25 protein-coding genes are annotated in these 23,147 nt (G+C 74.4%); 13 read left to right on the top strand and 12 right to left on the bottom strand.

Translation table 11 applies throughout. The annotated features are described in order from the left end of the window. Nucleotides 1-124: 124 nt before the first annotated feature. The 4 genes from OG982_RS09955 to OG982_RS09940 are packed head-to-tail and all read right to left on the bottom strand — an operon-like array spanning nucleotide 125 to nucleotide 4,986. Nucleotides 125-1,456 carry an AAA domain-containing protein gene (locus tag OG982_RS09955; RefSeq protein ID WP_266787959.1) on the bottom strand — a complete coding sequence of 444 codons (1,332 nt, stop codon included), beginning with the start codon at nucleotides 1,454-1,456 and terminating at the stop codon, nucleotides 125-127. Then, a complete protein-coding gene (locus OG982_RS09950) occupies nucleotides 1,453-3,024 on the bottom strand; it encodes a hypothetical protein (RefSeq protein WP_266787960.1) in 1,572 nt (523 codons plus the stop codon). The genes OG982_RS09955 and OG982_RS09950 overlap by 4 nt, the downstream gene beginning before the upstream one ends. Then, a complete protein-coding gene (locus tag OG982_RS09945; RefSeq protein ID WP_266787961.1) occupies nucleotides 3,012-4,196 on the bottom strand; it encodes a hypothetical protein in 1,185 nt (394 codons plus the stop codon). Before OG982_RS09945 ends, OG982_RS09950 begins: the two co-directional genes overlap by 13 nt. After that, entirely contained in the window at nucleotides 4,123-4,986 is an 864-nt protein-coding gene (locus tag OG982_RS09940; RefSeq protein WP_266787962.1) for a phosphatase PAP2 family protein, read from the bottom strand. Before OG982_RS09940 ends, OG982_RS09945 begins: the two co-directional genes overlap by 74 nt. A gap of 135 nt (nucleotides 4,987-5,121) precedes the next feature. Here OG982_RS09940 and OG982_RS09935 point away from each other — a divergent pair, with 135 nt between their 5' ends. Next, the gene (locus tag OG982_RS09935; RefSeq protein WP_266787963.1) at nucleotides 5,122-5,718 is read left to right on the top strand and encodes a histidine phosphatase family protein; all 597 of its coding nucleotides are present in this window, start codon (nucleotides 5,122-5,124) and stop codon (nucleotides 5,716-5,718) included. Between the two features lie 66 nt (nucleotides 5,719-5,784). Then, nucleotides 5,785-6,126 carry a VOC family protein gene (locus OG982_RS09930; RefSeq protein WP_266787964.1) on the top strand — a complete coding sequence of 114 codons (342 nt, stop codon included), beginning with the start codon at nucleotides 5,785-5,787 and terminating at the stop codon, nucleotides 6,124-6,126. A gap of 56 nt (nucleotides 6,127-6,182) precedes the next feature. Here the strand turns inward: OG982_RS09930 and OG982_RS09925 are convergent, their stop codons facing one another. Further along, nucleotides 6,183-7,475 (bottom strand): tetratricopeptide repeat protein, encoded by a 1,293-nt coding sequence (locus OG982_RS09925; protein WP_266792069.1) that lies wholly within the window; start codon nucleotides 7,473-7,475, stop codon nucleotides 6,183-6,185. Between the two features lie 300 nt (nucleotides 7,476-7,775). On the opposite strand from OG982_RS09925, the gene OG982_RS09920 reads away from it, so the two are divergent. Continuing rightward, nucleotides 7,776-8,237 (top strand): hypothetical protein, encoded by a 462-nt coding sequence (locus tag OG982_RS09920; protein ID WP_266787965.1) that lies wholly within the window; start codon nucleotides 7,776-7,778, stop codon nucleotides 8,235-8,237. 100 nt (nucleotides 8,238-8,337) lie between these two features. Then, a complete protein-coding gene (locus OG982_RS09915; protein ID WP_266792071.1) occupies nucleotides 8,338-9,147 on the top strand; it encodes a spermidine synthase in 810 nt (269 codons plus the stop codon). Between the two features lie 62 nt (nucleotides 9,148-9,209). On the opposite strand, the gene OG982_RS09910 is transcribed toward OG982_RS09915, so the two are convergent. Further along, entirely contained in the window at nucleotides 9,210-9,758 is a 549-nt protein-coding gene (locus tag OG982_RS09910) for a hypothetical protein (RefSeq protein WP_266787967.1), read from the bottom strand. A 79-nt stretch (nucleotides 9,759-9,837) separates the two neighbouring features. On the opposite strand from OG982_RS09910, the gene OG982_RS09905 reads away from it, so the two are divergent. The 7 genes from OG982_RS09905 (at nucleotide 9,838) to OG982_RS09875 (ending at nucleotide 15,321) form a co-directional block, all read left to right on the top strand. Continuing rightward, a complete protein-coding gene (locus tag OG982_RS09905; protein WP_266787968.1) occupies nucleotides 9,838-10,542 on the top strand; it encodes a response regulator transcription factor in 705 nt (234 codons plus the stop codon). Next, nucleotides 10,539-11,918, top strand: coding sequence for a HAMP domain-containing sensor histidine kinase (locus OG982_RS09900; RefSeq protein ID WP_266787969.1), 1,380 nt, complete (start codon nucleotides 10,539-10,541; stop codon nucleotides 11,916-11,918). Before OG982_RS09905 ends, OG982_RS09900 begins: the two co-directional genes overlap by 4 nt. Nucleotides 11,919-11,986: 68 nt before the next feature. Continuing rightward, the gene (locus OG982_RS09895; protein ID WP_266787970.1) at nucleotides 11,987-12,151 is read left to right on the top strand and encodes a DUF5993 family protein; all 165 of its coding nucleotides are present in this window, start codon (nucleotides 11,987-11,989) and stop codon (nucleotides 12,149-12,151) included. 11 nt (nucleotides 12,152-12,162) lie between these two features. Continuing rightward, a complete protein-coding gene (locus OG982_RS09890; protein ID WP_266787971.1) occupies nucleotides 12,163-12,798 on the top strand; it encodes a disulfide bond formation protein B in 636 nt (211 codons plus the stop codon). Between the two features lie 37 nt (nucleotides 12,799-12,835). After that, a complete protein-coding gene (locus OG982_RS09885; RefSeq protein ID WP_266787972.1) occupies nucleotides 12,836-13,525 on the top strand; it encodes an NADPH-dependent F420 reductase in 690 nt (229 codons plus the stop codon). A gap of 35 nt (nucleotides 13,526-13,560) precedes the next feature. Next, complete coding sequence (locus OG982_RS09880; protein WP_266787973.1) at nucleotides 13,561-14,892, top strand: hypothetical protein; 1,332 nt, start codon at nucleotides 13,561-13,563, stop codon at nucleotides 14,890-14,892. Nucleotides 14,893-15,021: 129 nt separating this feature from the next. Then, nucleotides 15,022-15,321, top strand: a complete 300-nt coding sequence (locus OG982_RS09875) for a hypothetical protein (RefSeq protein WP_266787974.1) — start codon at nucleotides 15,022-15,024, stop codon at nucleotides 15,319-15,321. Here the strand turns inward: OG982_RS09875 and OG982_RS09870 are convergent. Then, nucleotides 15,239-16,807: an MFS transporter gene (locus OG982_RS09870; RefSeq protein WP_266948345.1), complete on the bottom strand. Its 1,569-nt coding sequence runs from the start codon at nucleotides 16,805-16,807 to the stop codon at nucleotides 15,239-15,241. The two genes, OG982_RS09875 and OG982_RS09870, sit on opposite strands and share 83 nt — an antisense overlap. A 170-nt stretch (nucleotides 16,808-16,977) precedes the next feature. Further along, nucleotides 16,978-17,472, bottom strand: coding sequence for a MarR family winged helix-turn-helix transcriptional regulator (locus OG982_RS09865; RefSeq protein ID WP_266787976.1), 495 nt, complete (start codon nucleotides 17,470-17,472; stop codon nucleotides 16,978-16,980). Between the two features lie 94 nt (nucleotides 17,473-17,566). Here OG982_RS09865 and OG982_RS09860 point away from each other — a divergent pair, with 94 nt between their 5' ends. Then, on the top strand, nucleotides 17,567-18,442 hold the full coding sequence (locus OG982_RS09860) for an NAD(P)H-binding protein (protein WP_266948343.1): 876 nt from the start codon (nucleotides 17,567-17,569) through the stop codon (nucleotides 18,440-18,442). A gap of 53 nt (nucleotides 18,443-18,495) precedes the next feature. Beyond that, entirely contained in the window at nucleotides 18,496-19,071 is a 576-nt protein-coding gene (locus OG982_RS09855; protein ID WP_266787978.1) for a TetR/AcrR family transcriptional regulator, read from the top strand. Here the strand turns inward: OG982_RS09855 and OG982_RS09850 are convergent. From OG982_RS09850 to OG982_RS09835, 4 genes are read right to left on the bottom strand one after another with little or no spacing between them, the layout of a single operon-like run. Then, nucleotides 19,058-19,990, bottom strand: coding sequence for a hypothetical protein (locus tag OG982_RS09850; protein ID WP_266948342.1), 933 nt, complete (start codon nucleotides 19,988-19,990; stop codon nucleotides 19,058-19,060). The genes OG982_RS09855 and OG982_RS09850 overlap by 14 nt on opposite strands. Before the next feature lie 10 nt (nucleotides 19,991-20,000). Continuing rightward, nucleotides 20,001-21,341 (bottom strand): GH1 family beta-glucosidase, encoded by a 1,341-nt coding sequence (locus tag OG982_RS09845; protein ID WP_266787979.1) that lies wholly within the window; start codon nucleotides 21,339-21,341, stop codon nucleotides 20,001-20,003. Next, the gene (locus tag OG982_RS09840; RefSeq protein WP_266787980.1) at nucleotides 21,338-22,162 is read right to left on the bottom strand and encodes a carbohydrate ABC transporter permease; all 825 of its coding nucleotides are present in this window, start codon (nucleotides 22,160-22,162) and stop codon (nucleotides 21,338-21,340) included. The genes OG982_RS09845 and OG982_RS09840 overlap by 4 nt, the downstream gene beginning before the upstream one ends. Further along, entirely contained in the window at nucleotides 22,159-23,142 is a 984-nt protein-coding gene (locus tag OG982_RS09835; RefSeq protein WP_266787981.1) for a carbohydrate ABC transporter permease, read from the bottom strand. Before OG982_RS09835 ends, OG982_RS09840 begins: the two co-directional genes overlap by 4 nt. Between the last annotated feature and the right edge of the window lie 5 nt (nucleotides 23,143-23,147).

Genomic DNA, 23,147 nt, shown 5'->3' with positions numbered 1-23,147 from the left:
CGAGGACCGAGTGGTTGGCCTCCCACCCGTCCGGGCTGTGTCCGTCGGCCGCCTGCGGCGGCGTGCCGGACTCCGTCCGGCGATCGGGGCGCGGGCGCGTGGCCCCGGCGTCGGCCGACGGGGTTCACGGTCGCCAGGGCACGCGGTGTTCCGCCAGGTGGGCGAGGACCGAGTGGTTGGCCTCCCACCCGTCCGGGAACTTCACCGTCACGCCCAGTTGCACCGGCTCCGTCGACGGGTGGTCGTCCAGCAGCTCCGCTATGCCCGCCCGGGCCACCACCACGCAGGCGTGCCGGTGCCGGGAGGCCAGCACGCACAGCCGGCCCGTCTCCAGGTGGAACGCCGTCGCGTCGGGGCGGCCCGACAGCGGGTGCAGCACCACCGTGAGGTCGTACTCGCGCCCCTGGAGCCGGTTCGCGGTGTCCACCGTGACCCCGGTGACGCCCAGCGAGGCCAGCGCCGAGCGGACCGCGGCCGCCTGGTCGCGGTGGGCCGTGCCGACGGCGATGCGGTCCGCCGTCAGCGGGGCCGGGCCCTCGCTCTGCTCGTCCCGCGTCACCGCCCCGCGGTCCAGCGCGCGCCGCACCACCAGCGCCACCGCCCGTACCGCCTCCGGGTCCGTGCGCGGGGTGTGCCGGGCGGGCAGCTCCAGCAGACCCCAGCCCGACTCGGCCGCCTCGTCCAGCACCCGGTCCGGGCCGGAGCCGTCGCCCGCGACCCCGTACGACAGCCGCCGCTCGCCCGGACCCGTACCGCTGCGGAACTGCGTGTACGGGTAGAACGCCCGCGAGACCAGCGGCGCCGCCGTCGCCGGGAGCCGCCAGGACACCGGCAGCCGGTGCTGGGGCAGCTGCGGGTTGTGCGCCAGCAGCGTGGACACCGCCGAGGCGGACGGGTCGTAGGACAGCCCCGCCCACTGCTCCGCGCCGACCACGCTGAACGGGTCCAGCTGCCCCGGATCGCCCACGAACAGCGCCCGGTCGAACAGCCCCGCCACGGCAAGCAGCGCGTCCGAACGCATCTGGTACGCCTCGTCGACGATGGCGTGCTCCCACGGCTCCACGTCCTTGACGTAGGCCCACTTCGCCGCGGTCGAGATGGTGATCGGGAGCTCCGCGAGGTCCCCCGGCTTCGCCGACAGCGTGACCGAGGCCAGCTCGCGCAGCGCCGGGTCGTACGCGTCGCCGTCGCTGCTGTGCAGTCGGCCGACCTTCAGCTCCGGGTCTTTGTCGGCGAGCCGCAGCACCAGGTCGTCGACCTGCGCGTTGGTCTGCGCCACCACCATCAGGCGGCGCCCGGCGGCGGCCAGTTCCCGGGCCGCCCGGACCACGAGCGTGGACTTGCCGGCCCCGGGCGGGGAGTCGACGACGACACCCCGCTCGCTCCCGTGCAGGGTGTCGCGCAGGATCGCGGCGGTCGCCTGGGCGGCCGCGGCCCCCGGGTCGAAGGAGGTCACAGCACGTCCTCGGCGGTCACGGGGTCGGGCGGGACGGGGCCGGTCAGGTGCCCGGGCGGTCCGCCGTGCGTCCACGGGGTCTGCTCCGGGTCGGGCAGTTTCGGGCCGCCGCGCGCGTCGTGCTCGAACAGCGTCCAGCAGACCCGGTCGCCCTTCTCCGGCACCGAGCCCGGCTCGGGCTCCCGGCCGCGGCCCATCTTGTCGAGCAGCCGCAGCACCAGCCGTCCGTCCTCCTCGAAGCGCACGAACTCGGCGGCCTGCGGGCGCCCGTCCAGCGAGCGGAACACCTTCCCGCCGCCGCCGTCCTCCAGTTGCGGCCGGTCTTCCGTCGCCACCGTCACCAGCGGGCGCGGGCTGGGCCGCTTTGACTGCGTCCACTCCATGACGACCTCGGTGACCTCACCGGCGAACGCCTCGCCCGCCAGCCGCCGGCCCGCCATCACCAGGGCGTCGTCCAGCGCCTCCTGGGCGTCCAGGCGGACCTGCTCGGTCTCGCGCGTGGCCAGCTTCTGCGCCGCCGTCACCGCGTCGTCGCGGCGCGGCTGCGGGGGTTCGCCCGCTCGGACCCGGTCCCGGTGGCCGGTGTACGACCATCGGTCGCGGGTCCAGCGCTCCTCGGCCCGCTCCCCGGGCGGCAGCTCGCGCAGTAGGTCCAGGGCGTGCCACACCGACCACCAGGTGCTCTGCATCTGGTCCACGACCAGCCGGCGGATCGCCCGCTCGGCGAACCGCGGCCCGTCCCCGTCCCGGGCTTCGGCAGCCCGCGCCGCGTCGAACTTCGCGATCGCCGGGGCCAGCAGCTTGTTGTCGAAGGCCGGATCCGTGGCGGGACCGGCGGGCGGGACCAGCAGCTGGCCGGCCGCGTCCCGGCCGAGCTCCACGCGCAGCGCCCGCTCGGCGCCGGACGCCCCCTCACCGGGGTCGATCCACTCCAGCAGCGCCCGCAGGTGCTGGTCCTCCAGGTTGCTCTGGCCGGTCGCCCAGTGCCGGGACAGCAGGTCCGTCGCCGACAGCAGCATCGAGGAGCCCGGCACCCGGGCGCGCTCGCCCAGGTGCGTGAACCAGCGGCCCAGCAGCGGCACCTGGGTGGGCGCCGGGTACGGGTTGTCGGGGTCCTCCTCGGCGGTCCGGCGGAACCGCATCGACCGCCCGAGCAGGCGGACGTACTCGATGCCGGCCCTGCTCGGCACGATCAGCTGCGGCGCGTCGACGCACAGCTCGGTCTCGACCTTGACCCGCTTGCCCGTCTCCGGGTCGGTCTCGGTCCGCTCGGCCGGCTCCACGGCGTCCGCGTACCCGTCGATGTACGGCATCACCCGCTCCGCCAGGTCCGCCAGGAACTCCCAGCGCAGGTCCCGGTCGCGCGGCTGCGGTATGACGAGGATCCGCGGGTCGTGCCGGTCGGTGCCGACCATCGCCCCGAGCGGGGCCCCGGCCTCGCCCGCCGTCGTCAGCGGTACGAAGACCAGCGGATCGGCGCTCAGATGCCGGTGCCGTACGGTCGCCAGCGGCTGCGCCCGCCCCGCGCGGACGGCCTCCAGCCGGGCCAGGGTGGTCAGCAGGGACATTCGGCCTCCTCCGCCGCGATGCGGGCGGGGGCCTGCTCCAGGGCCTCGGCGCGCAGCCGGGCCGCCCGGTGCAGCGCGGCCGCGGTCGGGTCGTCGGGGGAACCGCACCCGGCGGCCGCCGCGAGCGCCGCCCCGACGGTGGTCAGCGCGCCCAGCTCGCCCCGTACGGAACGGCCCAGCGAGGTCACCTCGTCGGCGGCGCGGGCCCGCTCCCGGCAGTGGAAGGCCAGCTCGCAGGCGGCCAGGCACTCGGGGGCGTATGCGGCGGAGACGGCGGAGACGGCCTCGGTCAGTTCCTCGCAGGGCCGCGCCGGGTCGAAGCTGAGCCCCTCGGGCAGGGCCGCGGCCAGCTCCTCGACCCGGGTCAGCCGCTCCAGCTGGCGCCGGGTCACGGCCCGCTCGCGGCGGACGTCGACCACGGCGGCGGTGGGCAGGTTGGAGAAGTCCTTGGGGCAGACCAGCAGCACCTGGTGGCCGACGGTGGCGCCGTCCAGCTTCTCGGCGGTCTTCTCCAGGGCCAGCACGTACACGGCGGCCTGCCGGGCGGCGGCGCCCACCTTCGCGGCGTCGGCGGCCCCGTCGATCATCGGGAACGACTTGATCTCCACCACGGTCCAGCGGCCGTCGGGATGCACCACGACGGCGTCCGGCTCCAGGTAGGCGGGGGAGCCCGCCACCTCCAGGGCCAGCATCGGGTGGTCCAGCAGGGTCCAGGCGCCGGCCGCGGCCCCGGCGGCGGTCGCCTCGCGCAGCGCGAGCGCGGTGCGGGCGGCGCGGCCCTCGGGCCCGGCGGCGGTCAGGTCGGGGACGCGGGCCCCGGGACCGGGCGGCTCCGTACCGGCGTCGAGCCGCGCGTGGACCAGCCGCAGCAGCTCGGCGCCGCCGTCGCCCTTGACCTTGGCCTCGAAGGAGTTCCCGCGGACGATCGCGAACTGGGACTGCCCGAAGGCGGCGGGAGAGCCGAGGGCCGCGGCGAGCGCGGTCTTGTCCACTCCGGCGCCGTCCAGCAGGGCGCGTCTGCCGCATCCGGGGTTGGCGGCGAGCGCCGCCAGCGCCCGGGCGTCGAGCGGGCGGGGCGGCACGGCGGGGCCGCGCAGGTCAGCGAGCCGCTGCCGCAGTGTCGTCGTCTGCGGTGTGATCTGCGGAGGGCCGCTGGGCGGGTAGGAGCTCACGGGCGGAAGTGTCCCATCCGCCACTGACAATCGTGGTCTTACGCCGGAAACCGGCGACTGTCGTACCGAAGCCGCGGGTCACGAGGCCGCGCGCGAGCAGGAAACCGAGGCCCATCACGGCCGCTCCCGCGGCGGCGTCGAGGAAGTAGTGGTTGGCCGTGCCCATCACCACCAGGGTGGTGACCGTGGGGTACGCGATGCCGAAAGCTTTCACCAGCGGGCGGCGGCCGTGCGTCCACAGCAGGACCCCGCACCACAGGGCCCATCCGACGTGAAGGCTCGGCATCGCCGCGTACTGGTTGGTGAGTGCCCCGAGCCCCCGCGGGGCGCTGGCCTCGGCGCCCCACCAGCCGTAGGCGCTGTACTGGGCCATCGTGTCCGTGAAGCCCTGCGCGGCGTCGAGCAGCCGGGGCGGGCAGGTGGGCATCAGGCTGAAGCCGACGAGCCCGAGGAGGGTGGAGGCCACCAGCCAGGTGCGGGCGGCGCGGTAGTGGGCGGGCCGCCGGTGGTAGATCCAGAGCAGCACGGCCGGGGTGACGAGGTAGTGCATCGAGGCGTATATGAAGTCGGCGGGTATGCCGAGCCAGCCCGTCTCCGAGAAGAGCCGGTTGAGCGGGCGTTCGAAGTCGATGCCGAGCGGTCCCTCGACGTCCAGGATGGCGAGCCCGTGCTCCGTGGCGAGCGCCACGTCGCCGCGTACGAGGAGTCTGCCGCCCGAGTACGCCCCGTAGACGAGTCCCAGGAGCAGCAGTTCTGCCCACCATCGCGTAGGCCGCTGCCGTTTGGTCATACGGTGTATGACGCGCGTGAGGTGCGAGGAGTTGCCTGGTGTTCGTGTGTTGGATGATGGGCGGACGACGGAATCGCAGGGAAAGCCGCGAATCCGTGCATACCGTATGCATCCACACGGCCCGGGAGAATTGACATGGCCCCCCGCATCCTGCTGGCCCGCCACGGCCAGACGGCGTGGTCCCAGCTCGGCAAGCACACCGGACGCACCGACGTGCCCCTGCTGGAGGAGGGCAAGCGGGGCGCGAAGCTGCTCGGCGAGCGGCTGGCGCGCGATCCGTGGAAGGGCCTGCCCGGCGTCGAGGTCCGCACCAGCCCGCTGGTGCGCGCGAGCGAGAGCTGCGAGCTCGCCGGGTTCGGCGTGCAGGCGGAGCCGTGGGACGCGTTGATGGAGTGGGACTACGGGGAGTACGAGGGCATGACCCCGGCCGAGATCCAGGCGGTCCGGCCCGGCTGGCTGATCTGGCGCGACGGGGTCCCCGGCGGGGAGTCCGTCGCCGACGTCGGCGCCCGCGCGGACGAGGTGGTCGCCTGGGCCCGCGCGGCCGACCGCGACGTCCTGGTCTTCGCCCACGGCCACATCCTGCGCACCCTGGCCGCCCGCTGGCTCGGCTTCGACGTCTCCTTCGGCGCCCGCATCCGCCTGGAGCCGACCTCCCTCTCGGTGCTGGGCTGGGCCTACGGCGCCCCCGCGCTGGAGCGCTGGAACGACACCGGGCACCTGGACTCGTAGCCGGGGCCCGAAGTCCCGTACGGGGGCTGCTGGTTGGGGTCGGGGCGCGGCTGTGAGAATGGGGCCGTGACGATCACTTCTGTGGTGCTCCGGCGGCGGGTGGACGACCTCGGCGCGGCGGTGGCCTTCTACGAGGAGCTGACCGGCGAACCGGCGGCCCGGTTCGCCTTCGCGGGGCTGGAGCTGGCGAGCACCGGTCCGTTCCTGCTCTTCACCGGGCCCGACGGGATCGCGGAGCGGTTCGCCGCGGTGTCGGCCACGCTGACCGTGGCGGACCTGGACGCCGTCGTGGCGGCGGGCGAGGCCGCCGGGGCCGAGGTGATCGGTGCCCCCGCGGACACGCCCAACGGGCGCCGGGCCGTCCTGCGGCACCCCGACGGCGCGGTGTACGAGTACGTCGGCGTCTGACGGCGTCCGGTCCCGCCGGCCCGCCCGCAGGCTCCGTGGCGCCGGGCCCGGCCCGGTCAGGCGGTCGCGTGGCGGGTCAGGAACGCGCCGACGCGGGGGGAGCGCTGGTGGGGGACCAGGGTGCGGGCCGTGGACGAGAGCATCGACCGGATCCGGGTGGAGTGCACCTCGGTGAGCAGGTCCAGGACCCGCCCGCCCGCCCAGGCCGCCTCGTCGGGGGCGCCGGCGTGGGCCAGGTTGTCGGCCAGTTCGGCGGTGTAGAGGGCCACGTTCCGGGCGAAGTGCGGGTCCTGGAGGTCGGCCGCGCGGCGGGCGTGCCGGGCCGCGCGGGCGGGTTCGCCGAGCGCCGCCCAGCAGCGCGCCTCCAGGGACTCCAGTTCGGCCTCGCCGAAGAAGGACATCCACTCCGGGTCGGCGCCCGTCCCGCCCCGGGAGAACTCCGTGTGCGCCCGGGTCAGCGCCTCCTCGCAGGCCCTGCGGTCGCCCAGCCCCGCCCAGCCGCCCGCCTCCCGCAGCGCGAGCAGCGACAGCAGCCTCGGGGAGCCCAGCGAGCGGGCCGCGCGCCGGCCCGCCTGGGCGGCGCGTACGGACTCGCGGGCGCGCCCGCAGTCCCCGGCCAGGAACGCCATGTTGCTGAAGGCGTGCGCCTCCAGGCCGGCGTTGCCCGAGACCCGGGCCGTGGCCAGCGCCTCGGCGTAGTGCGAGCGGGCGTCGTCGAAGCGGCCCGAGTCGTGCGCCAGCCAGCCCACCGAGACGGCCAGTTCGCCCGCGCCCGCGTGCAGCCGGTCCTCGGTGGACTGCCGGGTGGCCCCCGCGTCGAGCAACGCGTAGGCGGTGCGCAGGGGTTCCGCGGCCCGCCGGTAGAGGGCGTCGGCCCCGTGCCGGTCGTCCAGCAGCCGGATCTGGCGTACGGCCTCCTCGACCGCCGCGGCCTCGGATTCGCCGGCGCGGGAGGGGACGCGGCGGCCGTCGCCGAGCAGGGTGAGACCCAGCGTCGCGGCGGCCACCGTCGCGGAGCCGCCCGCCATGAACGCGCGACGCAGCACGTCGCTCTCCTTGGGGGTGAGGGGGGTGCGCTGCGCGGACCGGCCGCGGACGGCCTCGCGCGGCGGGAATCCCAGGTCGGCCAGGGTCCGGCCGGGGAACATGTGCAGGAAGACCCGCTCGTAGGCGTAGTTGGGGCAGCGGATCTCGCCGGACTCGACCCGGCCGATGTAACGGGCGTCGCAGGAAACCGTTTCGCCGATCTCCCGTGCAGCCCGGCGCACCATGGCCGCGAACTCGGCCGGGGAGTGCGGTCCGCGCAGCCGCCGGAACGTGGAGTTGGGTGAGTGGGGGGACGCCGCCATGGACGTGACCTCTCTGGCGAGGAATGCGCTGCCGGTCATGTGACGTGTGATGCGGTTGCCTGCCCGGCGCGCATGAACGTACCGCCAGCGACCGCCCCCGCATGCGGTGTTTGGCTACAAAACGGATATCTCACCCACGATCCGCCATGAACTGCCATCCTTTGCGGCATCCTTGCGCCGCACCCGTTGACGTTCCCGCGCGTTGAACCCGTGCGGAGTGGGAGGCGACTCCCGGATCTCCGGCGCAGACTCCTGCACTCGTATGCGGATCGAGGAGAGATTCCCTTGGTGGAGGGCGGCATGGAGAGCACTGGAACGAACACCGCGTCCGAGCCGGGAGCGGCCACCCCGCTGCTGGTCGAGGCGCCGGACCTGGTCACCGTCCCCGCCCGCCAGGGGCTGGAGGCGGTGGACATCATCCGCCGCACCGCCGGCCACGCCACCGCGGGCCTCTGCGTCGGAGTCGGCCCCGTACTGCACGACGGCTCCGGCGACACCCTCGGCTTCCTCGTCCCGCCCGGGACGGCGGACGCCTGGGACCTGCCGGGCAGCGCCTGTACGCAGACCAACGGGCGCGGCATGCGCTTCGGCGACGTCGAGGTGGCGGTCGTGGTCGACGCCGGCGCGGCCTCCCCCACGGCGGGCTGCACCGGCTGGCTGCTCCCGCCGGAGGCCGTCGGGCCCGTCACCGACCCGGAGGTGCTGCGCGCGGCGCTCGGCGAGGCGGCCCGGCTGATCGAGGCCGCCGACAACTGCCGCTGAGGCCCGCGCCGCCCCGGCCCGTCACAATGGGGTGGTGGCAGGCAAGGGCAAGGGCAGCAGGCAGCGCGGGCGCGGGAACTCCGAGGCGGTCGTCGGGCAGGTGGACGGCGGCACGGCGGAGCTGGCGCCCGACCGGGAGCGCGGCAACGCCTGGACGCTGCTGATCGACGGAGCCCCGCAGTCGCACGTCGACCTGGACGACCCCGGACACCTGGACTTCGCGTACCAGCGCCGGATCGGCCACCTGATCGACCTCGTCGCGCCCGCCCGGCAGCCCCTGAACGTGCTGCACCTGGGCGGCGGCGCCTTCACGCTCGCGCGCTACACCGCGGCCGCCCGGCCCCGCTCCTCCCAGCAGGTGGTGGAGATCGACGCCGGGCTGGTGGCCTTCGTACGGGAACACCTGCCGCTGGACCCGCAGGCGCGGGTCCGGGTCCGCGCGGTGGACGCGCGGGCGGGCCTGGCCAAGGTCCCGGACGGCTGGGCGGACCTGGTGATCGCGGACGTGTTCAGCGGCGCGCGGACCCCGGCGCACCTGACGAGCGCCGAGTTCCTGGACGACGTACGGCGGGCCCTGGCGCCCGGCGGGTGGTACGTGGCCAACCTGGCGGACGGCCCGCCGCTCGCGCACCTGAAGGGCCAGATCGCGACGGCCGCGTCCCGCTTCGAGCACCTGGCGCTGGCCGCCGACCCGGTGGTGTGGCGGGGGAAACGGTTCGGCAACGCGGTCCTGGTGGCCGCGGACCGGGAGCTTCCGGTCGGCGAGTTCACGCGCCGGGTGGCGAGCGACCCGCACCCGGGCCGGGTCGAGCACGGCCGGGCCCTCGCGGACTTCGCGGGCGGGGCGGCCCCGGTCGCCGACGCCTCGGCGGTGGCCTCGCCGCAGCCGCCGCCGTCCGTGTTCCGCTGAGGGCCGCGGGCCCGGCCTGACCGGGAGGGCGCCCGGGAGGGCGCCCCTTTTGACGACAGGGCCTAGCCCTCGTACGTCTCCACCATCGGCGGGTGGCCGTTCCAGGTGCAGAAGACGGACATCTCCTTGCCGTCCTTGGTGAAGGTGACCCGGATCCAGTACGGCTGCTTCCACACCTGCATCTGCCAGCCCGCGTCCGGCGTCGCCGAGACCAGCTCGGCCGAGGACGTCCCGAGGTCGAAGACCACCCGGCCGCCCGTGACCGGGTAGGCCTTCACGTTGCCCGGATCCCCGCCGCCGCCCCGCTGACCGTCCGGGCTCGGGCCCGGCGGGGCGGCCTTCTGCGACGGCTTCGCGGCGGAGGCGCTCGTGGACGGCGACGCCGAGGGGGAGGCGGAGGCGGAGGGGGACGGGGAGTCCGAGGCCCGCGCGGGTGAGGGCGTCGCCGCGTCGTGCGTCGAGGAGGACAGCGGCCGCGTGGTCAGCGGCACCGCCAGCGGCGGATCGTAGGCCGTTCCGGACATCACCGTGTGCACGCCCCACCAGGACAGCGTCACCGCCGCCCCGGTCGCCAGCGTCCAGGCGAGCGCATGAACGAATCCTCGGTGCATCAGGGCACATACTGCACCACCCGCCCAGGAGGCGGCCCGACACCCCGCCCGGTCCCCCGAATGGACTACGGTGCCGCCCATGGCAAGTGTGCTCGTGGTCGAGGACGACCAGTTCGTACGTTCCGCCCTGATCCGGCACCTGACCGAGGCCGCGCACACCGTGCGCAGCGTCGGTACGGCCCTGGAGGCGCTGCGCGAGGTCGCCCACCACCGCTTCGACGTGGTCATCCTCGACCTCGGGCTGCCCGACCTCGACGGGTCGGAGGCGCTGAAGATGCTGCGCGGCATCACCGACGTGCCCGTGATCATCGCGACCGCCCGCGACGACGAGGCCGAGATCGTCCGGCTGCTGAACGACGGCGCCGACGACTACCTGACCAAGCCCTTCTCCGTCGAGCACCTCTCCGCCCGGATGGCCGCCGTCCTGCGCCGCGCCCGCGCGGCCGCCGGGGCCGAGCCGCCCTCGCGCGTGCTGCGGGTCGGCGGGCTGGCCATCGACCCGCTGCGACGCCAGGCCGAACTGGACGGGGCCGTACTGGACCTCACCCGGCGGGAGTTCGACCTGCTGGCCTTCCTCGCCGGGCGGCCCGGGGTGGTCGTGGCCCGGCGCGAGCTGCTGGCCGAGGTCTGGCAGCAGTCGTACGGGGACGACCAGACCATCGACGTGCACCTGTCCTGGCTGCGCCGCAAGCTCGGCGAGACCGCCGCCCGCCCCCGCTACCTGCACACGCTGCGGGGGGTCGGAGTCAAGCTGGAGCCGCCGGTCCCGGAGCCGCCGCAGTGAGGTGGGCCCTGGTCAAGGTGTGCCTCGCGGTCACCGCCATGGTGGTCGTGGCCTTCGCCGTACCCCTCGGGCTGGTGGTCCAGGAGATGGCCAGCGACCGGGCCTTCTCCAACGCCGAGCGGCAGGCCGCCACGATGGCGCCGACCCTCTCCATCACCACCGACCCCACGCAGCTGCGCAAGGCGGTCGAGTCCACGCAGATGGGCGCGGCCGGGCGGATGGCCGTCCACCTGCCGCCCGTGGGCGACAGCCCGGCCGCGGACATCGGCAAGGGCCGCGCGGGCGAGCACGCGGTGTCCGAGACCCGCAGGATGGGGCGGGCCACCACCGCCTCGGTGGCGGGCGGGGGTTCGGCGCTGCTCCAGCCCACCGCGCTCGGCTCCGGGGACATCGCGGTGATCGAGATCTACGTGCCCGAGAGCGAGGTCAGCAACGGCGTCACGACCGCCTGGGTGATCCTCGCCGGCGTCGGCCTCGCCCTGATCGTGGGCTCGGTGGCGGTCGCGGACCGGCTCGGCGCCCGCCTGGTGCGGCCCGCCGAGCGGCTCGCGGACGCCGCGCACCAGCTGGGCGAGGGGCGGCTCGGGGCGCGGGTGCCCGAGGACGGGCCCAAGGAACTCCGCTCGGCGGCCGTCGCGTTCAACGCGATGGCGGACCAGGTCGTGGAACTCCTCGCCAACGAGCGGGAGCTGGCCGCCGACCTGTCGCACCGGCTGCGGACGCCGCTGACGGTGCTGCGGCTCAACACGGCCTCGCTCGGGGACGGTCCGGCCGCCGAGCAGACCCGGGCGGCGGTGGAGCAGCTGGAACGGGAGGTCGACACGATCATCCGTACCGCCCGCGAACAGCGCTCGCCCGCCGCGGCCGTCGCCGTCGCCGGGTGCGACGCCTCCGAGGTGATCCGCGACCGGATGGCCTTCTGGTCGGCGCTCGCGGAGGACGAGGGCCGCGAGGTGCGGCTCGCGGGAGTGGACCGTCCCGTACGGATACCGGTGGCCCGGCCGGAGCTCGCGGCCGCGCTGGACGCCATGCTCGGCAACGTCTTCCGGCACACGCCCGAGGCGACCCCGTTCGCGGTCGACGTGCACGACGCCGGGGAGGCGGTCATCGTCCTCGTCTCGGACGCCGGCCCCGGTATCGCCGACCCGGACGCGGCCCTGCGCCGGGGCAACGACGGCGGCCGCGACGGCTCGACGGGGCTCGGCCTGGACATCGTCCGGCGGGTCGCGGAGTCCACGGGCGGCGACGTGCGCATCGGGCGCTCGATGCTCGGCGGCACCGAGGTCCGCGTCTGGATCGCCCTGGACGACCGCGCCCGCGGCGGCTCCGACGGCGGCCGCGCCCGCCGCGGCCGCCGCAAACGGCGCGGCAACTGACGTAACCGGCGGGCGGCCGGGGGCGCGCCTGGCCGCTGTGGTGTTCCGCGCTCGGTACGGTCCGCCGCATGGACACCCTCATCTTCGGCGGGCTCCTCGCCACGCTGATCGCGATGTACCGGGACTCGTCCCGGACGGTCGTGCTCGCGGCCTGGTGGGTCTCGCTCCTCGCCGTGATCCTGCTGATGGCGTACCACGTCACCGGCGGCCCCGCCCTGACCCTGAGCCACTGATGGCGGCGACCATGCACAGCCTCCTCCCGGAGGCGCCGCTGCAGGGCGGGCTGCTGGGGCGGGTCCAGTACTGGTTCGCCTGCTTCTTCGTCGTCGGCTGGGCGGGCGTCGTCTGCGGCGGGCTGTTCCACCAGTTCGGGGCGGGGGAGCACACGTGCCCGCTGTGCGTCGTGCAGCGGATGTGCATGGTGCTCGCGGCGCTGGGCGCCGGGCACATCGTCCGCACGGCGCTCAGGGACGGGGCGGTGACCGGCCGGGACTACATGACGGGCTGGGGGCTGGCCCTCGTCGCCGTCGTCGCGGGCTCGTTCGCGTCGTGGCGGCAGACCATGCTGCACGTCCTGCCGGGGGACAAGGGTTACGGCGGCGAGCTGTTCGGGCTGCACCTGTACGTGTGGGCGTGGATCCTCTTCCAGCTCTCGGTCGTCGCGATCGGCGTCGTCCTCGCCTTCGCGCACGCCACGGCGGACCGGGCCGTTCCGACCGCGGGACCCGGCGCGTACCGGACGGTGGGGCTGTCCGCCCTGTGGTTCCTCGGTCTCGTCATCGCGGCGAATCTGGTGGCGGTGTTCCTGGAGGAGGGGTTCCATTGGTTCCTGCCGGACGACCCGAGCCGGTACGAGCTCTTCCACGACCTCGGCATCTGAAGCAGCCGCTCCGTCCGCGACCGCGAAGGAACCCCGTATGCGTTACGCAGTCCTCGGCACCGGGATCGTCGGCCGTACCATCGCCGCCCGGCTCGCCTCCCTCGGCCACGAGGCGGTCATCGGCACCCGGGACCCCGCGGCCACCCTCGCCCGCACCGAGTACGCCGACTGGCAGGCGGCCCACCCGGGCGTCCGGCTCGCCGGCTTCGCGGAGGCCGCGCGCGAGGGCGAGACCCTGGTCAACGCCACCGGCGGGCGCGTCAGCCTCGCCGCACTGGCCGACGCGGACGCCGCGCACCTGGACGGCAAGGTCCTGATCGACGTCGCGAACCCGCTCGACTTCTCCAAGGGGTTCCCGCCCACCCTGGACCCGGTCGACGACGACAGCCTGGGCGAGCAGATCCAGCGGGCCTTCCCGGGGCTGCGGGTGGTCAAGACGCTCAACACCATGAACTGCCGGATCATGGTGGACCCCGCCAGGGTCCCCGGCGAGCACACCGTCTTCGTCTCGGGCGAGGACGCCGCGGCGAAGGCCTTCGTACGCGAACTCCTGGGCTCCTTCGGCTGGCCGGAGGCGAGCGTCCTCGACCTCGGCGGGATCGAGACCGCGCGCGGCACGGAGATGCTGCTCCCGATCTGGCTCCGGCTGATGGGTGCGCTGGGGCACACCGACTTCAACTTCCAGATCCAGGGCGCCCGGGGAGCCGGAACCTCCACCTCCGGCTGACGGCGTTGTCAGTGGCCGGGCGGACAATGGCCCGCATGGTCCAGACACTGCCCCTGTCGCTGCCCGCGTCCCTGGTGGACACCCACGCCATCGACCTGAACGGCACCTACACCACCGGTTGGTGGATGGCCGCGGACGACGTCGCCACCGCGCCCTGCGGTGACACGTACGCGCTGTACGGGGCGTACCGCCACACCTACGGCGTCGACAGGGCCGAACCGGACCCGGCCCGGCAGAACTTCTCGTACCGGATCCTCACCCGGTACGCACCGGACGGCACCCCGCTGGCCACCGCCGTGTTCCGCCGCCCCGGGTCGGGGGAGTCTCCCTCCGCACTCGCCCACGGCGGCGAGTTCGCCCTGTGCCCGCTGCCCGACGGCACGCTAGCGGTGAGCGCGCAGGCGGACCGGACCCACCTGTTGGCGCCCGATCTGAGCACCGTCCTCGGGCACTTCACCGGGCGGGGCCGCGAGGTGTCCGAGGAACCCGGGGCGGGCGAAGCGGGCGGCCCCTTCGTGACCTCGATGAGCCTCACGCCCGCGGGCCGCGCGGTGTGCGTGACCACGGAGTACGGCGTCCACCGGTACGGCAGCCGCATTCCCAACATCGTCGCGCTCGCGGACACGCTCCCGACTCCGGACGCCAAGCCGGCCCTGCGCGCCATCGCCTCGCTCGACCCCGAGCCGGCGCACCAGAGCGAGGCCGACCTCAGCCCGTACGTCCGCTACCGGGACGAGCCGGTGGGTCTGGGCAACCGGCCGTCGCCGGCGCTGACGGAGCTCCTGACGCCGGGCTCCGAGCGGTCGTACGCGTACGACGGCTCGCACCTCGGCCGGCCCGCCGTGCTCGGCGAGGACCGGTTCGTCGTGCCGGTCTTCTCGCGGACCTACCGCGGTGGCAGCCGGGGCCGGCCGTTCTCGTTCGTCCTCCTCAACGGCCAGGGGGAGATGACGGGCAGCCTGGGCGGCATGCAGCCGTGGCGGGACAGCCCGTTCACCGGCTTCTGCTGGCGGGTGGTCGCCGACCCGCGGCGCGGGCACGCCTTCCACCTCAACCGGTACGGCCTGTACGCGTGGGGCCCCGAGGGGCAGCTTCGGGCGAAGCTGTCCACTGAGAGCAAGGCCTTCAAGGCGCTGACCCGTTTCACGCTCATGGAGGCCTCGCCGACCGGGGATCTCGTCCTGGTCCACGGGAAGCAGCAGCTCGTCTTGCGGGTGCCCGCCCCGGACGACCTCGGGGAGCTGGGCGCGGTGGTCGAGGAGGCGCTGCGGACGTACGGGAAGCAGCGCACGGCCCTGAAGAAGCGGTGGGAACCGGTCAACTGGCACTGGGCCGACGACGGGAGCGTGCCGGTCCATCACCTCTGAGCGCCCGGCGGCCTGCGGCTGGTGGCGGCTCCCGGAGGCGGGCCCGTTCGGTCCGCGCCCGGACGGTGGCGGAGATGTTGCCGCCGCCCGCGGGCGGATCGAGGGTGGGCGTGACGGAAGGAGTCCCGCATGAGAGTCATGCTCCGCGCCCACTTGGACACGGCCGCCACCAACGAGGGCATCAAGACCGGCGCCCTGCCGCAGACGATCACCAAGCTGATGGAAGCGGTCAAGCCGGAGGCTGCCTACTTCGGCCTGCACGAGGGCGTCCGGTCCTGCTGGATCGTCTTCGACCTCAAGGACAGCTCGCAGATGCCGGCGCTGATGGAGGACCTGTTCCTCCAGTTCAACGCCGAGGTCGAGGTCGCTCCGGTGATGAACCAGGAGGACCTGGCGAAGGGGCTGGCGGCCATGTCCTCACGGGGCTGAGCGCAGGCCGGAGCCGGTCCCACCGACGGGCGTTCGCGCCCGCGCCTGGGCTGCTTGCTGCGCCCGCGCCTGGGCTGTCGGCTGTGCCTGCGCTGCGTGGTGCGCCCGCGCTTCGGCTGTCGGTCGTGCCCGCGCCTGGGGTGCCTGCTGTGCCCGTGCCTGGGCTGTGGGTCGCGCCCGCGCCGGGGCTGCTTGCTGTGCCCGCGCCTGGGCCGTCGGCTGTGCCTGGGCTTGCGCTGCCTGTTGTGCCCCCGCCTGCTCCGTCGGTCGTGCCCGCGTCCGGGCTTGCCGCCGTGCCCGCGGCCGGGCCGGTGCACGTCAGGGCGAGGACCGCCGAGGCGGCGGCTGCCGCGCAGGCCACGGCGAAGGCCGCCCGGTACCCGTACGCCCCCGCCAGGGGGCCGGCCACGGCTGCGGCCAGCGCCTGACCGACGATCAGGCCGCTGCCCAGTACCGTCATGGCCTCGCCCATCCGCTCCGCCGGGCCGGCCCGTTCCACCAGGCCGAACAGCGCGATCAGGTGCGGGGCCACGGCCAGCCCGATCCCGGCGACGGCGAACGTGGCGCCCCACAGCCCCGACACCGCGAGCAGCGGCAGCGTCAGCAGTGCCTGGACGGCGATCGTCCACCGCAGCCGGACCGTCAGATCCGCCGAGCCCGGCCGGGCCACCGTCACGAACCCGGCGACCGAGCTGGTCACGGCCATCGCGGACCACACCAGCCCGGCGGTGCCCGGCTCGCCCAGCGCCCGGGCCAGCGCGTTCACGCCCGTGTTGGCCCCGCCCCACGCGGCGCCCTGCAGCAGCGCCAGCGCGAACAGCAGGAGCAGCCCCGGCGACCACAGGCGTACGTCGGCCCGCGCGCCGGCCGCTTCGACGGGCCCGGGCGCCGTCGGATGGACGGCGAAGAGGGTTCCGAACACCAGGATCAGCACGGCCGCGAGGACGAGGGCCGAGGCCGGGTGCACGGTCACCGCCAGGATCCCGGCCAGCGCGGGGCCGACCATGAACCCGACCTCGTCGAGGGTGGTGTCGAAGGACAGGGCCGAGCCGAGCAGGGCCTTGTCCGGCCCGGCCAGCCGCGCCCAGCGGGCCCGCGCCAGCGGCCCGACCTGCGGGACCGTGAGCCCGGCGGCGACGGCGAGCGCGATCCGGGCGGCCGGCGGCAGCCCGCCGAGGACGGCCGCCACGAGGGCGGCCAGGACCGTGGCGTTCGCGGCGCAGGCGGCGAGCAGCACGGGACGGTGGCCGCGCCGGTCGGCGAGCCGGCCGATCACCGGGCCGCCGACGGCCTGGCCGAGCCAGAGCGCGGCCGCGACGGCGCCGGCCTCGCCGATGCCGTCGCGGGCGTTGATGAGCAAGAGCGTTCCGATGGGGCACAGCGCGGCGGGGAGCCGGGCGAGGAACGCGAAGACGGGCAGGGCGCTGCCGCCGAGTGCGAGCACTCCGCGGAGGCCGCGCGGGGCGGCGGCGGGGGACGTGGACAATGCGGGCAACCTCCATCCGCACGCCGACCCTCCCGTGTCTCCGGCGCGCGCTGGTGCCCGTTGAGCGGACCGTAGTCGCGGAACGGGGGGTTCGGTAGCCCGGGTGCGGGGCCTGTCCCTGGCGCGCCCGCGGCGTGTCCGGGCCGCGGCCCGTTCTCAGGCGCCGGAGATCACGCGCCGGAGTTCAGCCGCTGGGCCTGGGCCCGGCCGACTTCGGCGGCCCGGTGCAGGTAGTCGCCGATGACGGCGAGTTCGGCGTCCGAGTAGCCGTCCAGGACGGCTCCGAACGCCCGGCCGGGGATGTCCCAGGCGGCGCCGATCCGCTCGCGTGCCTCGGGGGCGAGCGTCACGAGGGAGCGGCGGCGGTCGTGCGGGTCGGCGTGCCGCTCGACGATGCCCGCCTTGACGAGGCGGTCGACGAGGCGGGTTGCGGAGCCGGAGGTCAGGCCGGTGAGACGGGCGATGTCGCCGGTACTGACCGGACCGGGCTCCATGTCGAGGAGTGCCACGCACTGCATGTCGGTGGGGTGCAGTCCGACGTGGTCGGCCATGGCCTGGCTGAACAGCGAGTAGTCGGCGTAGTGCCGCTGGCTCTCGGTGACGATGCGCGCGAGGAGTTCGGCGCGGGTCCACGCCTCACTCGAACGGGGGGAATCGGTTGACATCGGCTTCTCCATGCTCCAAATTTATCTGTGTGACGCAGGGAATGTGTCGCACAGAATCTGCACCACGTACCTACTTTAGGAAGCGGGAGCCCCCATGTCGAACCAGCCGAACCAGCCGAACCCGTCGATCTCGTCGAACCAGCAGACGATCCTCGTCACCGGCGGCCGCGGCGCAGTAGCCCGTGGCCTCACCGCCCTGCTGCACGCCCGCGGTGTCCCCTACCGCCTCGCCTCCCGCGAGCCGGACTCGCCCGGTACCGTCCGCTGCGATCTCACCGATCCGTCCACCTTCCCCGGCGCCCTGGCCGGGATCCGCTCCGTCTTCCTCTACGCCGAGGCGTCCGGGATCGAGGGCTTCGTCAAGGAGGCCGTCGCCGCCGGAGTCGAGCATGTCGTCCTCCTGTCCTCCTCCTCGGTGCTGAGCCCCGACGCCGCCGAAAGCCCGCTGGCCGCCGCGCACCTGGCCGTGGAGCGGGCCCTGGAGGCCTCCCCGCTGCGCACCACCATGCTGCGACCTGGTGCCTTCGCGGGCAACGCGCGCGGCTGGGCCTGGTCCCTGAAGGCCGGCCGTCCGGTCCACCTGCCCTACCCGGGCTCCCACTGCGACGCCATCCACGAGGCCGACATCGCCGAGGCTGCCTTCGCCGTCCTCACCGACCCCGGACTCGGCGGCCGCGCCTACACCCTGACCGGCCCGCACTCGCTCACGTTCGCGACCCAGATCGCGGTGATCGGCCGGGTCCTCGGCCGGCCCACGGCTTTCGAGGAGGTCTCCGCCGAGCAGTGGAAGTCCGAGGTGGACGGCTACATACCCGGCCCGTACGCCGACGCGCTCCTCGACTACTGGGCCGCCTCCGACGGGCTCCCGGCCGAACTCACCGACGCCGTCGAGCAGCTCACCGGCCACCCGGCGCGCTCCTTCGAGAGCTGGGTGGAGGAGCACGCCGCCGAGTTCGCGCCGACCGCTTAGGAGGCTCTGCCGGCCGACCTAGAATGCGGGGACATGTCAGTGGAGGTGGGTACATGGCTCCCCGTGCGGGCCTGACGGCCGAGCGGGTCACGCGGGCCGCGGCCGATCTCGCGGACGAGGTCGGCTTCGACAGCATCACCGTGTCCGCGCTCGCCCGGAGCTTCGGCGTGAAGGACGCGAGCCTGTACTCGCACGTCAAGAACGTCCAGGACCTCCGCACCCGGGTCGCGGTACTCGCCACCGTCGAGATGACCGACCGCATCGGGCCGGCCGTCGCCGGCCGGTCGGGCAAGGACGCGCTCAGCGGATTCGCGCACGCCTACCGGGAGTTCGCCCTCGAACACCCCGGGCGGTACGCGGCCACGCAGATGCGGCTCGACCCGGAGGTCGTCGCCGCGTCCCCGGCGCTGCTGCGCTGTGTGGAGCTGACGTACGGGATGCTGCGGGGCTACGGCCTGGACGAGCCCGACCTGACCGACGCGGTGCGACTGCTGCGGAGCACCTTCCACGGCTACAGCAGCCTGGAGGCCGCCGGCGGCTTCGGGCATGCCCGGGACACCTCGGCGTCCTGGGCCCGGGTCATCGACGCCCTGCACGTCACGCTGGAGCGCTGGCCTACTGCACGCTGAACGCGTGCGGGTGGGAGGGATCGCCGGGGCAGGCGAAGACGTTCAGCTTGCCGTGGTTGCCGACCACGACGCGGGTGGGTGCGCACGCGTCGGCGGGGTCTTCCAGGGGGCGCCAGCCGGCGGTGTCGGATCCCCACTCGTGGGTGCCGATCGTCAGCAGCGGCTCCAGCACGCGGGAACAGGCCGCGCAGTGCAGCTCGCCCGGACCGGTGAGGTTCCAGGCGGCGAAGCCGCCCGCCTTCCAGCCGGGGGCTATGGAGAGGTCGGACATGTAGGTCGGGGCCCCCTCCCGCTCCTCCTGGTCCTCCTCCCAGGCCTCCACGCGCCGGCCGAGCCGGCCCGGGAGCAGCTCGATGTACTCGTACTCGGTGACCCGCTCCGGGTGCAGCACGCACGGCTCGGGCAGGTATCCCTCGGAGCCGACGAGTTCCGGCTCCGGCTGCTCCGCCAGGGGCTCGCGCACCTCGGCGCAGGAGCGCCAGCGCAGGTGGAGGTGCATGCCGTGGCCCGTCGGGCCGTGGCGGTCGAAGGGGCACCAGAACACCTGGAGCAGGTCCAGGCCCGCCGGGCCGGCCGGGAGGTCGGGGACGTCACGGGCGAAGAGCTGCGCGACGGCGAGCATCGGCAGCGGGTCGGCAGGCGACAGCCGGGACACCTTGTGCCGGGGCGCGGGCTCGGCGAGGCCCGCCCGCGCTGCCCGGATCTCGGCCGGGCGCAGCCCGCCGCCCCGCTTGTGCGGCGCCTCGCACACCGGCCACGGCTCGTCGGCGGGCCACAGCAGCGGCCCGCCGACGTGGCTGTCGCGCACGCCCGGCGCACCGGGGCGCGGGTGCAGCCGGGTCGTCGTGCGCCGGTGGCCGGCCAGCCCGGGGAAGAGGGCCTCGACGTCGATCGGGCGTGGCGCGGTCGTGCGGGTCATGCGGCTGAATCTACAAGGGGGCTCGCAGGGTGCCGCTGCGGGCTAGGGCGGCGTACCAGTGGGCGCTGGAACGCGGGGTGCGGATCTGGGTCTCGTAGTCGACGTGGACGATGCCGAACCGCTTGCTGTAGCCGTAGGACCATTCGAAGTTGTCCATCAGCGACCACAGGAAGTAGCCCCCCACCGGGGCGCCGTCGCCCATCGCCCGGTGGACCGCGGCCAGGTGCGCCTCCAGGTAGGAGATGCGCAGCGGGTCGTGCAGGTCCGGCGCGTACGCGGCGCCGTTCTCGGTGACCAGCAGCGGCAGCCCCGGCGCCTCGCGGGTGAACCGCATCAGCAGGTCGTACAGGCCGGTCGGGTCGATCGACCAGTTCATGTCGGTCAGTTCGCCCGGCGGCTGGTGGAAGGCGACGGAGTCCGCCCCCGGCCAGGGCGAGCGACCGGTGGCGCCGTGGCCGTCGGCCCGGGGGCCGTCCGGGGACGCCGAGACGAGCGCCGGGCTGTAGTAGTTCACCCCGAGGAAGCCGAGCGGGCGGTGGATCAGCGCCGCGTCGCCGGGCCGTACGAAGGACCAGTCGGTGAGCGCGGCGGTGTCCTCCAGCAGGTCCTCGGGGTAGGCCCCGTGCAGCAGCGGCCCGGTGAAGACGCGGTTCGCCAGCGCGTCGATCCGGCGCCGCGCGTCCAGGTCGGCCGGGGCGTCCGTCAGCGCCCGTACCGCGCTCGGGTTGAGCGCGATCCCGGCCCGCACCGAGGAGGGCAGCACCGACGCCGCCAGCCCGTGCGCCAGGTTGAGATGGTGGGCGGCCCGCAGGGAATCGGCCGGGGAGGTCCGGCCGGGCGCGTGCACTCCGGAGGCGTAGCCCAGGAAGGCGCTGCACCAGGGCTCGTTGAGGGTTGTCCACAGCGACACCCGGTCGGCGAGCTTCCCGGCGACGGTCTCCGCGTACGCGGCGAACGCGTAGGCCGTCTCCCGCTCCGGCCAGCCGCCGGCGCTCTCCAGCTCCTGCGGCAGGTCCCAGTGGTACAGGGTCACGCAGGGCTGGATCCCGTGCGCGAGGAGCTCGTCCACGAGCGCGTCGTAGAAGCCGATCCCGCCGGCCAGCACCCGCGGCCAGGACACCGAGAAGCGGTACGCCCCCAGCCCCAGCCCCGCCATCAGCCGGACGTCCTCCCGCCACAGCCGGTGGTGGTCGGCGGCCACGTCGCCGGTGTCCCCGCCGAGCACCTTGCCCGGCGTACGGCAGAAGGTGTCCCAGATGGACGGCCCGCGTCCGTCCGCCGCGCCCTCGATCTGGAAGGCCGCCGTGGCCGTGCCCCAGAGGAACCCCTCGGGGAATGTCCTGTCCGTCATCCCTTGACCGCCCCCTGCATGATGCCGCCCACGATCTGGCGGCCGAAGAGAAGGAACACCAGCAACAGCGGGAGCGTGCCCAGCAACGCGCCCGCCATGATCACCGACTGGTCGGGGATGTAGCCCCGGCCCAGCCCCGTCAGGGCCACCTGCACCGTCGGGCTGCCGTTCTGGGTCAGCGCGACGATCGGCCAGAAGAAGTCGTTCCAGGCCATCACGAAGGTCAGCATCCCGAGCACCGCCATCGCGGGCCGGGCCGCCGGGAACACGACGTGCCACACGATCCGCAGCGAACTCGCCCCGTCGGTCCGCGCCGCCTCCACCAGCTCCATCGGCAGGGCCTGCGCCAGGTACTGCCGCATGAAGAACACCCCGAACGCCGAGACCAGGGTCGGCAGGATCACCGACTGGAGCCGGTCCGTCCACGACAGCTCCGCGATCAGCATGTACAGCGGCACCACGCTCAGCTGCGGCGGGATCAGCATCGTCCCCACCACCAGCGTCAGCAACACCCGGCTGCCCCGGAACCGGAGCCGGGCGAAAGCGAACCCGGCCAGCGTGGAGAACACCACCGTGCCGGCCGCGACGGTCCCCGCCACGACCACGGTGTTCAGCAGGGCCGTGCCCATGTTGGCGTCGGTCCAGGCGACCGACAGGTTGCGCCCCAGGTTCCCGCCGAACCAGAACGGCGGCGGCGTCTGGGCCAGGCGCGTGTTGTTGCGCGACGCCGCGATCGCCGTCCACACCAGCGGGAAGAGCGACCCGAGGGTGAAGACCCCGAGGATCACGTACGTCAGCCTGCCCGCGCGCAGTGACCTCATCGCGCCTCCCCCCGCCCCCGCAGCAGCCGGGCTGCGCCCGCGATCAGCAGCAGGATCAGGAACATCGCCCACGCGATCGCCGAGGCCCGCCCGAGGTGCAGGTTCACCCAGCCCTGCTCGTACAGGTACAGCCCCAGCGTCTGGAACTGGTGGTCCGAGCCGCCCGTCGCCCCCGCCCCGCCGTTGAACAGCAGCGGCTCGCCGAACAGCTGGGTCGCCCCGATCGTCGAGACCACACAGGTGAAGAAGATCGTCGGCCGCAGCGAGGGCACCGTCACGTGGACGAACTGCCGCCACCGCGAGGCCCCGTCCAGCTCGGCGGACTCGTACAGCTCCCCGGGCACGGCCTGCATGGCCGCCAGGTAGATCAGCGCGTTGTAGCCGGTCCACCGCCACACGACGATCGTGGACACCGCCACCTGGGAGGCCAGCGGGCCGTTCTGCCAGTCCACCGGCCCGAACCCGAGCCCGGACAGCGCCCAGTTGACCATCCCGTAGTCCCGGCCGAAGAGCAGCACGAAGACGAGCGTGGCCGCCGCCACCGACGTCGCGTACGGGGTGAGCACGGCCACGCGGAAGAAGGCGGAGCCCCGCAGCCGGTAGTTGAGCAGGTGCGCCAGCCCCAGCGCGATCAGCAGCTGCGGCACCGTGGACAGCAGCCCGATGGTGACGGTGTTGCGCAGCGCGTTCCAGAAGAACTCGTCGTCCCACAGCCGGGTGAAGTTCTTCAGCCCCACCCACGTCATGGAATCCGGATCGGTCAGTTCCACCTGATGCAGCGCCGCCCAGCCCGTGTACAGCAGCGGGAACAGCCCAAAGGCGGCGAAGAAGAGGAAGAACGGCGCCACGAAGGCGTACGGACTGAAGCGCAGGTCCCACCGGTAGCGGCGCGAGCGCCACACCTGGCCCCGGCCGCCCCCCTCGCCCTCCCGCACGGGGCGGGCGGGCGAGGGGGACAGCAGCGCGGTCTCGTCAGTCATCCGCG

Origin of the sequence: Streptomyces sp. NBC_01551, assembly GCF_026339935.1 — a bacterium.
GTDB lineage: Bacteria > Actinomycetota > Actinomycetes > Streptomycetales > Streptomycetaceae > Streptomyces.
Note: the sequence above shows the minus strand (reverse complement) of the source record. Positions and strands in the feature narration are given on the sequence as shown.

What these genes read in the sequence shown, in the direction of transcription:
- OG982_RS09910 (WP_266787967.1), bottom strand. Translation starts at nt 9,758, where the DNA reads ATGCACCGAGGATTCGTTCATGCGCTCGCCTGGACGCTGGCGACCGGG.
- OG982_RS09920 (WP_266787965.1), top strand. Translation starts at nt 7,776, where the DNA reads ATGGAGAGCACTGGAACGAACACCGCGTCCGAGCCGGGAGCGGCCACC.
- OG982_RS09875 (WP_266787974.1), top strand. Translation starts at nt 15,022, where the DNA reads ATGAGAGTCATGCTCCGCGCCCACTTGGACACGGCCGCCACCAACGAG.
- OG982_RS09850 (WP_266948342.1), bottom strand. Translation starts at nt 19,990, where the DNA reads ATGACCCGCACGACCGCGCCACGCCCGATCGACGTCGAGGCCCTCTTC.
- OG982_RS09890 (WP_266787971.1), top strand. Translation starts at nt 12,163, where the DNA reads ATGCACAGCCTCCTCCCGGAGGCGCCGCTGCAGGGCGGGCTGCTGGGG.
- OG982_RS09835 (WP_266787981.1), bottom strand. Translation starts at nt 23,142, where the DNA reads ATGACTGACGAGACCGCGCTGCTGTCCCCCTCGCCCGCCCGCCCCGTG.
- OG982_RS09855 (WP_266787978.1), top strand. Translation starts at nt 18,496, where the DNA reads ATGGCTCCCCGTGCGGGCCTGACGGCCGAGCGGGTCACGCGGGCCGCG.
- OG982_RS09860 (WP_266948343.1), top strand. Translation starts at nt 17,567, where the DNA reads ATGTCGAACCAGCCGAACCAGCCGAACCCGTCGATCTCGTCGAACCAG.
- OG982_RS09935 (WP_266787963.1), top strand. Translation starts at nt 5,122, where the DNA reads ATGGCCCCCCGCATCCTGCTGGCCCGCCACGGCCAGACGGCGTGGTCC.
- OG982_RS09925 (WP_266792069.1), bottom strand. Translation starts at nt 7,475, where the DNA reads ATGGCGGCGTCCCCCCACTCACCCAACTCCACGTTCCGGCGGCTGCGC.
- OG982_RS09950 (WP_266787960.1), bottom strand. Translation starts at nt 3,024, where the DNA reads ATGTCCCTGCTGACCACCCTGGCCCGGCTGGAGGCCGTCCGCGCGGGG.
- OG982_RS09905 (WP_266787968.1), top strand. Translation starts at nt 9,838, where the DNA reads ATGGCAAGTGTGCTCGTGGTCGAGGACGACCAGTTCGTACGTTCCGCC.
- OG982_RS09865 (WP_266787976.1), bottom strand. Translation starts at nt 17,472, where the DNA reads ATGTCAACCGATTCCCCCCGTTCGAGTGAGGCGTGGACCCGCGCCGAA.
- OG982_RS09880 (WP_266787973.1), top strand. Translation starts at nt 13,561, where the DNA reads ATGGTCCAGACACTGCCCCTGTCGCTGCCCGCGTCCCTGGTGGACACC.
- OG982_RS09895 (WP_266787970.1), top strand. Translation starts at nt 11,987, where the DNA reads ATGGACACCCTCATCTTCGGCGGGCTCCTCGCCACGCTGATCGCGATG.
- OG982_RS09885 (WP_266787972.1), top strand. Translation starts at nt 12,836, where the DNA reads ATGCGTTACGCAGTCCTCGGCACCGGGATCGTCGGCCGTACCATCGCC.
- OG982_RS09940 (WP_266787962.1), bottom strand. Translation starts at nt 4,986, where the DNA reads ATGACCAAACGGCAGCGGCCTACGCGATGGTGGGCAGAACTGCTGCTC.
- OG982_RS09845 (WP_266787979.1), bottom strand. Translation starts at nt 21,341, where the DNA reads ATGACGGACAGGACATTCCCCGAGGGGTTCCTCTGGGGCACGGCCACG.
- OG982_RS09840 (WP_266787980.1), bottom strand. Translation starts at nt 22,162, where the DNA reads ATGAGGTCACTGCGCGCGGGCAGGCTGACGTACGTGATCCTCGGGGTC.